The organism is Klebsiella sp. HMSC16A12 (assembly GCF_001808265.1).
GTDB classification, from domain to species: domain Bacteria; phylum Pseudomonadota; class Gammaproteobacteria; order Enterobacterales; family Enterobacteriaceae; genus Klebsiella; species Klebsiella pneumoniae.
Genome location: NZ_KV792648.1, coordinates 22,960 through 36,493, shown reverse-complemented (window position 1 = coordinate 36,493; position 13,534 = coordinate 22,960). Strand labels below are relative to the sequence as shown.

Sequence of the window (13,534 nt, the reverse complement as noted above, 5' to 3'; positions counted from 1 at the left end):
TTTGCACAAGACCTTCCGCTTATCTCATTTATTGCTAAGACTTAGCGAATTAAAACTGGAAGCGCGCCCAGGCGAAGTAAACGTTACCGTTATTGTAGGTGCCGGGAATATAGGTCATCTGGAAAGTTGCCGGACCGTAACCTATTGACGCCAATGGCAAGATCACCGGGATCGGGATGTAGTTCCAGTTATCGCGCGCCGTGACGCCGAGGGTATAGCCAAGGCCGAGGTGGAAATTCTGGTCCGTCAGCGGGCGCCAGGTTTTCTCCCAACCGTAGCCGCCGATGGGCTCCCACTTATTAAAAGAGTCTTTAAACGCCATCAGGTACAGGCCATGCCAGTTCCCTTTCTCATCCCAGCGCGAGACGCCGAAACCTGCCCCCCACGGACGTTCGTTATACTTATCGGTTTTTTCCTTGTCATAGGCAAAGCGCGCATGCCAGGTGATGGCTGGAACGTACAAATCATAGTGCTCCGGCTCATTCCAGGTCTGCGCTACGTTATTACTTAAGGTATGGTAACCTTCGCTAAGGGTCGATGAAAACGACGCGCTGGCGTTTCCGGACACCAATAACCATCCTAAAAAACCAAGAGAAAACAATGAAAAACGACGTAACATCAACACTTTTCTATTACCACTTTGATTTAAAAGCCACCTAAAATAGCAAAGATAATCTCAATACAGGTTGAACGAAATAAGGCAAACTCCTGATTTTCGCCCGCTGTCCATCAGAACGGCTTAACTATCCATCTGGTGATTATATCCAGGCGTGACGGGGGACGTGTAGTTCTTATCGCTTTATTGATTTGCATCAGCGAGTTTTGTCCGTTTTTTCGGCACATTCGCACATTAAAATTTGGTGTGGTGCTTTTTAGCTACATATTCTTTGGGTTTAGGGGTAATAAATGCTGACGTTTATTGAGATCCTGATAGGGATCGTGGTCATTGTGGGCGTAGCCCGCTATATCATTAAAGGCTACTCGGCCACCGGGGTGCTGTTCGTCGGAGGCTTAATCTTACTGATCGTCAGCGCCCTGCTGGGACATAAAGTGTTACCGGGTAATACCGCGAGCACCGGCTATTCCGCTACCGATATTATTGAATACATTAAGATTCTACTCATGAGCCGCGGCGGCGATTTGGGTATGATGATCATGATGCTATGCGGCTTCGCCACCTATATGACCCATATTGGCGCCAATGATATGGTGGTCAAATTAGCGTCGAAGCCGTTGCGCTATATTAATTCGCCCTATCTGCTGATGATTGCCGCCTATTTTGTCGCCTGCCTGATGTCGCTGGCCGTCTCCTCCGCGACCGGCCTTGGCGTACTGCTGATGGCGACGCTGTTCCCGGTAATGGTGAATGTCGGTATCAGCCGCGGGGCCGCCGCCGCCATCTGCGCCTCACCGGCGGCGATTATCCTCTCGCCAACCTCGGGTGACGTCGTCCTGGCGGCCAAAGCCGCTGAAATGCCGCTGATCGACTTTGCTTTTAAAACCACGCTGCCGATCTCCATCGCGGCTATTATCTGCATGGCGATCGCCCACTTTTTCTGGCAGCGCTATCTGGATAAAAAAGAGCACATTTCTCACGAGATGCTCGATGTCAACGACATCACCACCACCGCCCCGGCGCTGTATGCCATTCTGCCGTTTACCCCGATCATCGGCGTGCTGATCTTTGACGGTAAATGGGGGCCGGAGCTGCACATTATCACCATCCTCGTTGGCTGCATGCTGCTGGCGGCGATCCTCGAGTTCCTGCGCGGTTTCAACACCAAAAACGTCTTTAGCGGGCTGGAAGTCGCCTACCGTGGAATGGCCGACGCCTTCGCCGGCGTAGTGATGCTGTTGGTTGCCGCCGGCGTCTTTGCCCAGGGGTTAAGCACTATCGGCTTTATCAACGGTCTGATCTCAATCGCCACCTCCTTCGGCTCGGCCAGTATTATTCTGATGCTGGTGCTGGTGATCCTGACCATGCTGGCGGCGATGACCACCGGTTCCGGTAATGCCCCGTTCTACGCCTTCGTTGAGATGATCCCCAAGCTGGCGCACTCCTCCGGCATCAATCCGGCCTACCTGTCGATTCCGATGCTGCAGGCTTCTAACCTCGGCCGCACGATATCGCCCGTCTCCGGGGTGGTGGTCGCCGTTGCCGGGATGGCGAAGATTTCCCCATTCGAAGTGGTCAAGCGCACCTCAGTGCCGGTGCTCGTTGGCCTGCTGGTGGTGATCGTTGCTACTGAAATCCTGGTGCCCGGCAGCGCGCTCCACTAATGGTCTAACCACGCGAAAAGGCGCCAGCGGGCGCCTTTTTTATGCTTTAATAACTCCCCGTTATCTTTTGCCATCCACAATCAGGAATAAACATGTTCAGGAAGGATTTCGCCGCGCTTGCCCTTGTGCTCACCGCCACTCAGGCCGGCGCTGAACCGCTCACCGCGACGCGATACGCTGATTTTGACCGCTACGTCCTTGCCCTCTCCTGGCAAACCGGATTCTGTCAGAGCATATATGACCGCAATCGCAACGAACCGGAAGAGTGTCGCCTGCAGCAGGACACCGCGAATAAAGCCGACTTTCTGACCGTGCATGGCCTGTGGCCCGGGCTGCCAAAGTCCATTGCCGCGCGCGGAGTGGATGAACGTCGCTGGATGCGCTACGGCTGCGCCACGCGTCCGGTGCCCAACATGCCGGAGGTAAAAGCGAACCGCAAATGCCAGGCGGCGGAGACCGGACTGTCGCTGGAGATGGCCAATAAACTTAATAATGTGATGCCGGGATCGGGCGGCACCTCCTGTCTGGAACGCTACGAATATGCCAAACATGGCGTCTGCTTCGGCTTCGATCCCGACAGCTACTTTGGCGCCATGGTGCGACTAAACGGTGAAATTAAGCGCAGCCCGGTGGGGGATTTTCTCGCGAAGCACTATGGCCAAACGGTCAGCCGCGCCGACTTCGACGCCGCCGTGGCCCGCGCCTGGGGTCCGCAGAGCGTGAAGGCGTTTAAGCTAACCTGCAACGGTAATCCGGCCTATCTGACGGAGATGCAAATCTCGCTCAACGCCGCGACCATCAACGCCCCGCTGGCCACTTCCGCTTTTCTGCCCCAGCCTCACCCGGGTAACTGCGGCGCACAGTTTATCCTCGATAAGGTTGGCCACTAGCGCAAAGCGGGATGCTGATTGGAAAACACCGTCTGCCGGATGGTGTTGCACGCTGAATGTGCGTTTCATCACTTCAAACTGCCGGCAACTCTCAGTATGATGGTAGGACCTTAACCCTTGCCCCTTTCGGCGAGGGTTTTCTTTTACGGACAGGTTCCTGGATAACATGGAGTATGCAATGACCAGACCCGCAATCATCATTAATGAACTGGATGCCGAACGTATCGACAGGCTGCTGGAGCAGCCGGCTTTCGCCAACTCACCGGTTGCCGATGCCCTGAATGAGGAACTCGACCGCGCGCAAATGCTGGCCCCGGAAGCGATGCCGCATGATGTCGTCACCATGAATAGCAGGGTAAAATTCCGCGATTTAACCAGCGGCGAAGAGCGCGTGCGGACGCTGGTGTTTCCGTCACAGGTGACCGACAGCGCCAGCCAGCTCTCCGTCCTCGCGCCGGTGGGCGCCGCGCTGCTGGGCCTGAAAGTCGGCAGCACCATTCACTGGGAGCTGCCGGGCGGCGCATCGACGCACCTGGAAGTGCTGGAGCTATTGTACCAGCCGGAAGCCGCTGGCGAATTCCACCGCTAATTCCGCTGCCTGAGGCGTTTCGCGCTTTATTCAGAGGATGTCCGCACATCCTCTTTCTGCTGTTTTCCCGCCGCTTACCCTTTTTTACGCTTTGCGCCTGCCTGGCTGACAGTTTTGCGACCTGAATGACACAATATCCGCATATAATATGTTGATATAGACGCAAACGAACAAGGAGGATTGCATATGTATAAGACTATCATTATGCCGGTTGATGTCTTTGAGATGGCGCTGAGCGATAAAGCCGTCCGGCACGCGGAGTTTCTGGCCCAGCAGGACGGGGTGATCCATCTGCTCCACGTCTTACCGGGTTCCGCGAGCTTTACCATGAGCCGTTTTACCGCCGACCTGCGGCGGTTTGAGGAACATCTGCAGCATGAGGCGGAGACTCGCCTGCAGACGATGGTCAGCCACTTCAGCATTGACCCGTCTCGTATCAAGCTACATGTCCGTTTTGGCAGCGTGCGCGATATGGTCAACGAGCTGGCCAGCGAAATTAACGCCGACGTGGTAGTTATTGGCTCACGCAATCCCTCCATCAGTACCCACCTGCTCGGCTCCAATGCCTCGAGCGTGATCCGCCATGCCCATATCCCGGTAATGGTCGTCAGGTAAGAATGACGAAAAGAGTATAAAAAAAGAGGCTACCCCTGGGTAGCCTCTTTGTTATGCAGGTCTATTGTCTGACTTGTTATGCGGTTTTCGTGCGGATCAGGTAGTCGAAAGCGCTCAGCGACGCTTTTGCCCCTTCCCCTGCCGCAATAATAATCTGTTTGTACGGCACGGTGGTGCAATCGCCCGCGGCGAACACGCCTTTGACGTTGGTTTCGCACTTCGCATCGATGATGATCTCACCCATGCGGTTGCGCTCAACGGCGCCTTCCAGCCAGGTGGTGTTAGGCAGCAGGCCAATCTGGACGAAGATCCCCGCCAGCGCGATATGATGCTCATCGCCGCTCACCCGGTCACGATACTGCAGGCCGGTGACTTTGCTGCCATCGCCTTTCACTTCCGTGGTCTGCGCATTAAGAATGATGTCGACATTCTTCAGGCTGCGGACTTTATCCTGCAACACCTGGTCGGCTTTCATCTCTGGGGCAAACTCCAGCAGGGTTACGTGCTCTACGACGCCCGCCAGGTCAATGGCGGCTTCCACGCCGGAGTTCCCGCCGCCGATTACCGCTACGCGTTTGCCCTTAAACAGCGGACCATCGCAGTGAGGGCAGTAGGTCACGCCCTTGGTGCGATACTGTTCTTCGCCCGGCACGTTCATATTGCGCCATTTCGCCCCGGTGGCGATGATGACGCTACGCGCCTTGAGCACCGCGCCGGAGGCGGTTTCGATCTGATGCAGGCCGCCCTCTGTCGCCGCCGGCGTCAGTTTGGTCGCACTCTGGGAGTCGATCACGTCTACGTTATAGTCATTGACGTGCGCTTTCAGCGCGCCTGCCAGCTTCTGGCCTTCAGTTTTCGGCACCGAAATATAGTTTTCGATATCCACGGTATCCAGCACCTGACCGCCGAAGCGTTCGCCCATCAGGCCGGTACGAATCCCTTTACGTGCAGAGTAGACCGCCGCCGCCGCGCCGGACGGGCCGGAGCCAACGATCAGTACATCGTAAGCGTCACGCTGATTCAGCTCTTCCGCTGCGCGTTTTTCCGCACCAGTATCCACTTTGGCGACGATTTCAGTCAGCGTCATCCGTCCCTGACCAAACTCCTGACCGTTCATGAACACCGCTGGCACGCCCATGACGTTACGCTCGGTGATCTCATTCTGGAAGGTCCCGCCGTCAATCGCCGTGTGTTTGATGCGCGGGTTGAGCACCGCCATCAGGTTCAGGGCCTGGACCACGTCCGGGCAGTTATGACAGGAGAGCGAATAGTAGGTTTCGAATTCGAAATCGCCATCAATATCGCGGATCTGCTCCAGCAGCGACTGGGCCTCTTTCGACGGATGACCGCCGGTCCACAGCAGCGCCAGCACCAGCGAGGTAAACTCGTGGCCCAGCGGCGAGCCCGCAAAACGCGGCCCCTGGTCGGAACCTGGGTTAGTAATCAGGAACGAGGGCTTACGTACCGCGAGCGTGTTGTCTTCTTTAAAGGTGACTTTGTCTGACAGTTCAGCGATTTCAGCCAACAGTTCCTTGATTTCTGCCGATTTAGCGCTGTCATCCAGCGTGGCAATCAGCTCAACAGGCTTGGTCAGCTTCTCAAGGTAGGCCTTGAGCTGGGTTTTCATGTTGGTGTCGAGCATTGTTATCTCCTGGGCTTAAAACATCATCATGCAAGCGGCCTCGTCAGGCTGCCTGAATGCGCTTGCATCATGGTGTTGGAATAAAATGGGCGCGAAAGCGCCCATTGATTGCCGGGTGGCACGCCGTTTACCCGGCCTACGATGTTGTAGGCCCGTGCAAGCGTAGCGCCGCCGGGCACAAACAGACTTAGATCTTACCAACCAGATCTAAAGAAGGAGCCAGCGTCGCTTCGCCTTCTTTCCATTTCGCCGGGCAGACTTCGCCTGGGTGAGAAGCAACGTACTGCGCCGCTTTGATTTTACGCAGCAGGTCAGACGCATCACGGCCGATACCTTCAGCGGTAACTTCGATCGCCTGGATGATACCCTGCGGGTCAACGACGAAGGTAGCGCGGTCAGCCAGACCTTCATCTTCACGCATGTTGTCGAAGTTACGGGTCAGGGCGCCAGTCGGGTCGCCGATCATCGCATATTTGATTTTGGCGATGGTTTCAGAGCTGCTGTGCCACGCTTTGTGGGTGAAGTGGGTATCGGTAGACACAGAGTAAACGTCTACGCCCAGCTTCTGCAGTTCTTCGTAATGGTCAGCCACGTCGCCCAGTTCGGTCGGGCAGACGAAGGTGAAGTCAGCCGGATAGAAGAAGAAGACGCTCCAGCGGCCTTCGGTGTCTTTCTCGGTGACTTCGATGAATTCACCATTTTTGAATGCCTGGTTTTTGAACGGTTTGATTTTGGTGTTAATTAAGGACATCTATACTTCCTCCGTGTTTTCGTTGAGGTCTAAGTTAACGAATTTTTCCTGACCCGACCAATGCGTTTACATTATCGAATCAATAAGCGTTATCTAACAACCGGAACAAGACAACTCTGTGAACCTGTCGACGCGTTCAGCGCTAATCGCTGTTTTTCGCATCATTTGCCGCGACAAAAGTAAAAAGGCCACCTTTTCAGGCGGCCCCGTTACCTGAAATACCCGAGGGTAGGTTCAGCGCCAGTCAGACTGGCTATGTGTTGCGCTCTACATTACCTTAATGTAACAGCATCCAGGATTACATCACCCACGCCAGCAAAGGGCAATCCGTCATTCTGCTGATCTTGCCTATGACTGTGATAGGTTCGACAATCGTTTTGCCCTTTCCTGCTGATTTTACAAGGAATACTTATGTTAAAGCGTCTTCTGTTACTCAGCCTTTTGCCGTTATGCAGCCATGCGGAGGAACTCCCCGCTCCGGTAAAAGCGATTGAAAAACAGGGCATTACCATTATAAAACCCTTTGAGGCGCCGGGGGGAATGAAAGGCTGGCTGGGCAAATACCAGGACATGGGGGTCGCCATCTACCTAACGCCGGATGGTAAACACGCGATCTCCGGCTATATGTATGATGAGAACGGCAGCAACCTCAGCGAGCAGCTGTTTCAGAAAGAACTCTATACCCCGGCGGGACAAGAGATGTGGAAGAAGATGGCCAGCGCCCACTGGCTGCAGGATGGTCGCAAGGACGCCCCTATCGTGCTGTATGTCTTTGCCGATCCCTTCTGTCCCTACTGCAAGCAGTTCTGGCAGCAATCCCGCCCCTGGGTAGAGGCCGGTAAAGTGCAGATCCGCACTCTGCTGGTGGGGGTGATCAAGCCGGAGAGCCCGGCCACCGCCGCGGCGATTCTCGCCAGCAGCGATCCGGCGAAAACCTGGCATGATTACGAGCAATCGAATGGGAAAATGGCTCTGACGATCCCGAAAGTTATTCCGCCGGAGAAAATGAAAATGCTCAACGTCAACCAGCAGCTGATGGACGATCTGGGAGCCAACGTGACGCCGGCGATTTATTATATGAATAAAGATAATATGCTGCAGCAGGTGGTCGGCCTACCGGATAAAGAGAAACTGCATATTATGATGGGTGAAAAAGAGTAATTCCATCCCGCAATGGCGCCTGGCGGAAGCGACCGCTGGCGCCACCGTCGACGATAAGATATATTAAGCAGAACTTAACTGTATTTGCCAATAGTTAAATTCACACCGCAAATATTAAGCCACAAAACATTATCATTAAGAATATTATAATCCGCACCGGTAATAAACAGGACTGCATTAATGGCAAATCTTTACGATCTGAAAAAGTTCGATTTGAATTTATTGGTTATTTTCGAATGTATCTATCAACATTTGAGCATCAGCAAAGCGGCGGCGATGTTATTTATCACCCCCTCAGCGGTGAGTCAGTCGTTGCAGCGTCTGCGCCAGCAGTTAAACGATCCGCTATTTGTTCGTGTTGGCAAAGGAATGACGCCCACCACCGCCTGCGTCAATCTTCATTATCATCTACAGCAAAATCTGGAGCAGCTGGAAAAAACCATCAATCTTAATAATCGCTCAGAACTGCGTAAACGTATTGTGATATATGGCCCCCCGCTGTTCTGTTCAGTCAATAGCCACGTTATGATTAACCAGCTCTGTCATCAGGCGAACTTGCAAATTGAGCACCATAACCTGACCACCACCGAATCGGCTGAGGAGCTGCTGGCGTATCGCCAGGCGGACCTGGTGTTCACCCGCATGCCCATTACCAACCGCGCCACGATCTGTCAGCCCTATCAGACGGTGCAGACGCTGGCGGTTTGCCGGGCGGGCCATCCGCGACGCGAAACGCTTACCTCGGTAGAGTCACTGGCGCAGGAGTTTTTCACTCACTATATTACCAACGATCCCGTTATTCAGCGCGTGCAGCAAAGCAGCATCGCCTGGCTGAATCCGCGCAATATTGCCTTTCGCAGCGACTCTTTTATGACCATTCTTAACATGATTAATAAAACCGACTTAATTGGCTTTTTGCCTTCCTATTTATATGACTTTATCTCACCCACTATGCAGCTTCACGCCATCAACATAGATAATCTTTTTCCGGATATCACGATCTACATTAATTACCACCATGCATCTTCGCAAAATCATTTTTTAACTGAATTAATCACCATATTAATGAATGATCGAGAGGCATCACGGCCCAAATTTAATCACAGCGAATAACGCCCTTCTGTTCCCCCGCTGCCAGAAACAATAATCGACCATTAATTTCCTACCCCTCATCGTTTATACTGAGCTAACGGGAATTTTCTACTATTAAAGGATTAATGGTCATGTCGTTTATTAAATATCCCTTACCGGAATCGGTGCTGCAAGCAACTGAGCAGCGGATCCAGTGGGTCATGGATAATTTTTCGCGCATCTGTGTCTCTTTTTCCGGGGGAAAAGACTCCACCGTTATGCTGCATTTAACCGCCCAGGCGGCGCGGTTACAGGGGAAAAAAATCTGCGTGTTGTTTATTGACTGGGAAGCGCAGTTCTCCTGCACCATCGCCCACTGTGAAAAACTGCGTGCGCTGTATGCGGATGTCATCGAAACCTTTTACTGGGTCGCCCTGCCGCTCACCACCCAAAATGCCCTGACGCAGTATAAGCCGCAATGGCAATGCTGGGAGCCCGGAACCGAGTGGGTACGCCAGCCGCCGCCCTGGGCCATTACCCACCCGGGCTATTTTTCATTTTATCAACCCGGAATGAGCTTTGAAGCCTTCGTCAGCCACTTCGCCGAGTGGTTTTCGCAGCGTCGTCCCGCCGCCGTGCTGGTGGGCATTCGCGCCGACGAATCGCTAAATCGCTTTATGACGATTTCTTCACAGCGTAAACAGCGCTTCGCCGACGATAAACCATGGACCACTTCAGCGCCGGGCGGCCATGCCTGGTACATCTACCCGCTCTATGACTGGAAAACCGCCGATATCTGGACCTGGTTTGCCAAAAGCGGCGAGCCCTATAACCCGTTGTACGATCTGATGTATCAGGCCGGGGTGCCGCTGCGCTATATGCGCATTTGCGAACCGTTTGGTCCCGAGCAGCGCCAGGGGCTGTGGCTGTATCACGTGCTGGAACCTGAGCGCTGGGCCGCGATGTGCCAGCGAGTGAGCGGCGCGCACAGCGGCGGGGTCTATGCCGGGCATGATAACCAGTTCTACGGTCATCGGAAAATCGACAAGCCCGACCACCTGACGTGGAAAAGCTACGCCCTGTTCCTGCTCGACAGCATGCCGGAAACCACCGCCGAGCACTACCGCAATAAAATCGCCGTCTACCTGCGCTGGTACCAGAAAAAAGGTATGGAGGATATTCCGGATACCCAACCTGCGGACATTGGCACCAAAGATATCCCATCCTGGCGGCGAGTCTGCAAAGTACTGCTCAATAACGATTACTGGTGCCGTCAGCTTTCGTTTAGCCCAACCAAAAGCAGCCACTATCAGCGCTACCGTAAACGCATGGAAAAACATCGCCAACAATGGGGGATATTATGCAACAACAACTGACGCAGGCGCTGGAAGCTTACCTGCAAAAGCTGGATGACGAGGCGCGCATTGAGGCTATCAACGCGTTTCGCCAGGTGCTCCACCACTACAGCCCCTTCCGCTCGCAGCCCGTCGACTGCGTGCTGTGGGTCAAACAGGAGCTGGTCGCCCCCAACGATTACAACCCGAATAACGTGGCGCCGCCGGAGAAGCGTCTGCTGCAAACGTCGCTGGAGGCCGACGGCTTTACCCAGCCGGTCGTCGTCATCCAGCAACGCCCACAGGCGTATACGATTGTCGATGGTTTTCACCGCCATGAGCTGGCCTGCAGCAAAGCCGCGCTGAAAAAAACGCTAAAAGGCTATTTGCCGGTGACCTGCCTGACGAGTGAAGCTGCCTCGCGTGACGGGCTGATGGCAGCGACCATACGCCATAACCGGGCGCGCGGTCGCCACCAAATCCACGCCATGTCAGAGATCGTCCGCGAGCTGACCCAGCTCGGCTGGACGCCGCAGAAAATCGGCAAAGAGCTGGGGATGGATGCCGATGAAGTGCTGCGTCTGAAGCAAATTAGCGGCCTGACAGAGATGTTCGCCGGCCGCCAGTTCTCCCAGGCGTGGACGATTAAGTAACTACAGCTGGCACAAACGCGTCGCCGCAGCCAGCAGAGTCGCCGGCTGTTTGGCGAAGCACAAGCGGATCAGCTTGTGCGGGAACGGATCGGCGCAGAAGACGGAGAGCGGGATCGCCGCCACGCCGATCTCAGTGGTCAACCAGCGGCAGAAGCTGACATCGTCAAGATCGGAGATGGCGCTGTAGTCCGCCAGCAGGAAATAGGTCCCTTCACAGGGCAGGATTTCCAGCCGGCTTGGGCGCAGCGCTTCAATAAACAGATCGCGACGTTCCCGATAAAACGCCGGCAGCTCACGATAATGCTCCGGCGCTTCGCGCAGCATGTCGGCAATCGCCAGCTGCGCCGGGGTATTCACCGAGAAGGTCAGATACTGGTGCACCTTGCGCAGTTCGGCGCTGATGGCCGCCGGGGCCACGCAGTAGCCGACCTTCCAGCCGGTCATATGAAAGGTTTTGCCAAACGAAGAGACCGCCACCGCCCGCTCGCGCAGCTGTGGATGCGCCAGTACGCTGGCGTGGCCGCCCTCAGCAAAGCAGATATGCTCATAGACTTCATCGCTCAGGACATAGATCTCGCGTTCGGCGATCGCCTGCCACAGGGTGGCAAAATCCTCGCGCTGCCAGACGGTGGCCGAAGGGTTGTGCGGGGTGTTGAGGATCACCAGCCGGGTTTTCTCGCTCAGGGCGGCGGCAAATTGCCGCCAGTCGACGCGAAAATGCGGCGGCTGCAGCGCAATACGACGTAACTCGCCGCCGGCCAGCGCCACCGCGGGGGCGTAGCTGTCATAGCTGGGATCGAAACAGATCACCTCGTCGCCGCGGCGCACCAGGGCGGTGATCGCCGCATACAGGGCCTCCGTCGCGCCGGCGGTGACCGTGATCTCGCTGTTAACGTCGGGCTGGTAACCATACAGCTCCGCCGTCTTCCCGGCGATCGCCTCGCGCAGCGCCGGCACGCCAGTCATCGGGGCGTACTGATTCGCCCCCTGCGCCACGTGGTACGCCAGACGCTCCTGCAGATAGCGCGGGCCGTCAAAATCGGGAAAGCCCTGGGACAGGTTTATGGCCTGATGCTGCTGGGCCAGGGCGCTCATCTGGGTAAAAATCGTGGTGCCGAGCGCAGGAAGTTTACTCTCTGGAATCAAGGGGTTATTGTTCATTCTTTTTATACCGATTGTAATGCTGTTGTTGAAGCCACTATAACACGATGTTAATATTTGGCAATCAAGACGCTTAGACGTCTAAATGCTAATGTTATTCCACGCTACGCCCACTCTGGAGAAACCATGATCCGCGCCATCGTGACCGACATAGAAGGCACCACCAGCGATATCCGCTTCGTGCATAACGTGCTGTTCCCCTACGCCCGCGAACGACTGGCCGGCTTTGTGACCGCTCAGCAGCACGCTGAACCGGTCAAAACCATTCTCGACAACCTGCGCCGCGAAACAGACGCCCCCGCCGCCAGCACCGCCGACCTTATCACTACCCTCTTCACCTTTATGGATGAAGACCGTAAATCCACGGCGCTGAAGGCGCTGCAGGGGATCATCTGGCGCGACGGCTATCTCAACGGCGACTTTACCGGCCATCTCTACCCGGACGTACTGCCGGCGCTGGAGCAATGGAAAGCGCAGGGTATTGATCTGTATGTATATTCCTCAGGCTCGGTGGCTGCGCAGAAATTGTTATTTGGCTACAGCGATGAAGGTGATATTACTCATCTGTTCACGGGCTATTTCGATACCCTGGTAGGCGCCAAACGTGAGGTGCAGTCCTACCGTAACATTGCTGAACACCTGGGCCATGCCCCTGGCACCATCCTGTTCCTGTCGGATATCCATCAGGAACTTGATGCCGCCGAGGCCGCGGGTTTGCGCACTGTGCAGCTGGTTCGCGGCGACCGCGACCCGGCGAGCCACCATCCTCAGGTTCAGCGTTTTGACGACATTCATCCGGAGCAGATCCCAGCATGAGCGCATTAACTCTTTTTTCCGTGACCGATCCGCAAACGCCGGTCTGGCACAGCACCGACGCCAAAGCGATTCAGGATCAACTTAACGCCAAAGGCGTCCGCTTCGAGCGCTGGCAGGCCGACCGCGACCTCGGCGCAAATCCCAGCCCAGAAACGGTGATTGCCGCCTATCAGCATGCGATTGATAAACTGGTCGCCGAAAAGGGCTACCAGAGCTGGGACGTCATCAGCCTGCGCGCCGATAACCCGCAAAAAGAGGCGCTGCGGGAAAAGTTCCTGAACGAGCACACCCATGGCGAAGACGAGGTCCGGTTTTTTGTCGAGGGCGCTGGCCTGTTTTGCCTGCACATTGGCGACGAGGTGTTCCAGGTGCTGTGCGAAAAGAACGATCTGATTTCGGTTCCCGCCCACACTCCGCACTGGTTTGATATGGGATCAGAACCGAACTTCACCGCCATTCGCATTTTTGATAACCCGGAAGGCTGGATCGCTCAGTTTACCGGCGACGATATCGCCAGCGCCTACCCGCGGCTGGCGTAACGTCAAACTGTCGTCAGTCTTGAACCGCCAGG

General features: G+C 55.2%; 14 protein-coding genes. 10 read left to right on the top strand and 4 right to left on the bottom strand.

The features are described 5' to 3' along the window. Nucleotides 1-49 precede the first annotated feature (49 nt). The gene (gene pagP, locus HMPREF3140_RS24805; protein ID WP_004183399.1) at nt 50-568 is read right to left on the bottom strand and encodes a lipid IV(A) palmitoyltransferase PagP; all 519 of its coding nucleotides are present in this window, start codon (nt 566-568) and stop codon (nt 50-52) included. A 338-nt stretch (nt 569-906) separates the two neighbouring features. Here pagP and dcuC point away from each other — a divergent pair, with 338 nt between their 5' ends. The 4 genes from dcuC (at nt 907) to uspG (ending at nt 4,374) form a co-directional block, all read left to right on the top strand. Beyond that, complete coding sequence (gene dcuC / locus HMPREF3140_RS24800) at nt 907-2,280, top strand: anaerobic C4-dicarboxylate transporter DcuC (protein WP_004142371.1); 1,374 nt, start codon at nt 907-909, stop codon at nt 2,278-2,280. Nucleotides 2,281-2,372: 92 nt separating this feature from the next. Continuing rightward, nucleotides 2,373-3,170 carry a ribonuclease I gene (rna, locus tag HMPREF3140_RS24795; protein WP_023158358.1) on the top strand — a complete coding sequence of 266 codons (798 nt, stop codon included), beginning with the start codon at nt 2,373-2,375 and terminating at the stop codon, nt 3,168-3,170. A gap of 178 nt (nt 3,171-3,348) precedes the next feature. Then, complete coding sequence (gene rnk / locus HMPREF3140_RS24790) at nt 3,349-3,759, top strand: nucleoside diphosphate kinase regulator (protein WP_002894404.1); 411 nt, start codon at nt 3,349-3,351, stop codon at nt 3,757-3,759. 186 nt (nt 3,760-3,945) lie between these two features. After that, nucleotides 3,946-4,374 carry a universal stress protein UspG gene (uspG, locus tag HMPREF3140_RS24785; protein ID WP_002894401.1) on the top strand — a complete coding sequence of 143 codons (429 nt, stop codon included), beginning with the start codon at nt 3,946-3,948 and terminating at the stop codon, nt 4,372-4,374. A 76-nt stretch (nt 4,375-4,450) separates the two neighbouring features. Here the strand turns inward: uspG and ahpF are convergent, their stop codons facing one another. Both ahpF and ahpC read right to left on the bottom strand, forming a co-directional pair. After that, nucleotides 4,451-6,016 (bottom strand): alkyl hydroperoxide reductase subunit F, encoded by a 1,566-nt coding sequence (gene ahpF, locus HMPREF3140_RS24780; RefSeq protein ID WP_004179017.1) that lies wholly within the window; start codon nt 6,014-6,016, stop codon nt 4,451-4,453. A gap of 187 nt (nt 6,017-6,203) precedes the next feature. Next, nucleotides 6,204-6,767: an alkyl hydroperoxide reductase subunit C gene (ahpC, locus tag HMPREF3140_RS24775; RefSeq protein WP_002894394.1), complete on the bottom strand. Its 564-nt coding sequence runs from the start codon at nt 6,765-6,767 to the stop codon at nt 6,204-6,206. Between the two features lie 411 nt (nt 6,768-7,178). Here ahpC and dsbG point away from each other — a divergent pair, with 411 nt between their 5' ends. The 4 genes from dsbG (at nt 7,179) to HMPREF3140_RS24755 (ending at nt 10,986) form a co-directional block, all read left to right on the top strand. After that, nucleotides 7,179-7,928: a thiol:disulfide interchange protein DsbG gene (gene dsbG / locus HMPREF3140_RS24770; RefSeq protein WP_009308177.1), complete on the top strand. Its 750-nt coding sequence runs from the start codon at nt 7,179-7,181 to the stop codon at nt 7,926-7,928. 180 nt (nt 7,929-8,108) lie between these two features. Continuing rightward, on the top strand, nt 8,109-9,041 hold the full coding sequence (gene citR / locus HMPREF3140_RS24765; RefSeq protein WP_002894372.1) for a DNA-binding transcriptional repressor CitR: 933 nt from the start codon (nt 8,109-8,111) through the stop codon (nt 9,039-9,041). A gap of 110 nt (nt 9,042-9,151) precedes the next feature. Beyond that, nucleotides 9,152-10,375 carry a phosphoadenosine phosphosulfate reductase gene (locus HMPREF3140_RS24760; RefSeq protein ID WP_002894369.1) on the top strand — a complete coding sequence of 408 codons (1,224 nt, stop codon included), beginning with the start codon at nt 9,152-9,154 and terminating at the stop codon, nt 10,373-10,375. Continuing rightward, the gene (locus HMPREF3140_RS24755) at nt 10,360-10,986 is read left to right on the top strand and encodes an IbrB-like domain-containing protein (RefSeq protein WP_004151651.1); all 627 of its coding nucleotides are present in this window, start codon (nt 10,360-10,362) and stop codon (nt 10,984-10,986) included. Before HMPREF3140_RS24760 ends, HMPREF3140_RS24755 begins: the two co-directional genes overlap by 16 nt. Here HMPREF3140_RS24755 and HMPREF3140_RS24750 read toward each other — a convergent pair whose 3' ends face one another. Next, nucleotides 10,987-12,132, bottom strand: a complete 1,146-nt coding sequence (locus HMPREF3140_RS24750; protein WP_074195500.1) for a pyridoxal phosphate-dependent aminotransferase — start codon at nt 12,130-12,132, stop codon at nt 10,987-10,989. It abuts the gene before it with no gap. 141 nt (nt 12,133-12,273) lie between these two features. Between HMPREF3140_RS24750 and mtnC the strand changes: the two genes are divergently transcribed. Then, nucleotides 12,274-12,963, top strand: a complete 690-nt coding sequence (mtnC, locus tag HMPREF3140_RS24745) for an acireductone synthase (protein ID WP_002894359.1) — start codon at nt 12,274-12,276, stop codon at nt 12,961-12,963. After that, entirely contained in the window at nt 12,960-13,502 is a 543-nt protein-coding gene (locus HMPREF3140_RS24740) for a 1,2-dihydroxy-3-keto-5-methylthiopentene dioxygenase (RefSeq protein WP_002894357.1), read from the top strand. The genes mtnC and HMPREF3140_RS24740 overlap by 4 nt, the downstream gene beginning before the upstream one ends. The last annotated feature ends 32 nt before the right edge of the window (nt 13,503-13,534 follow it).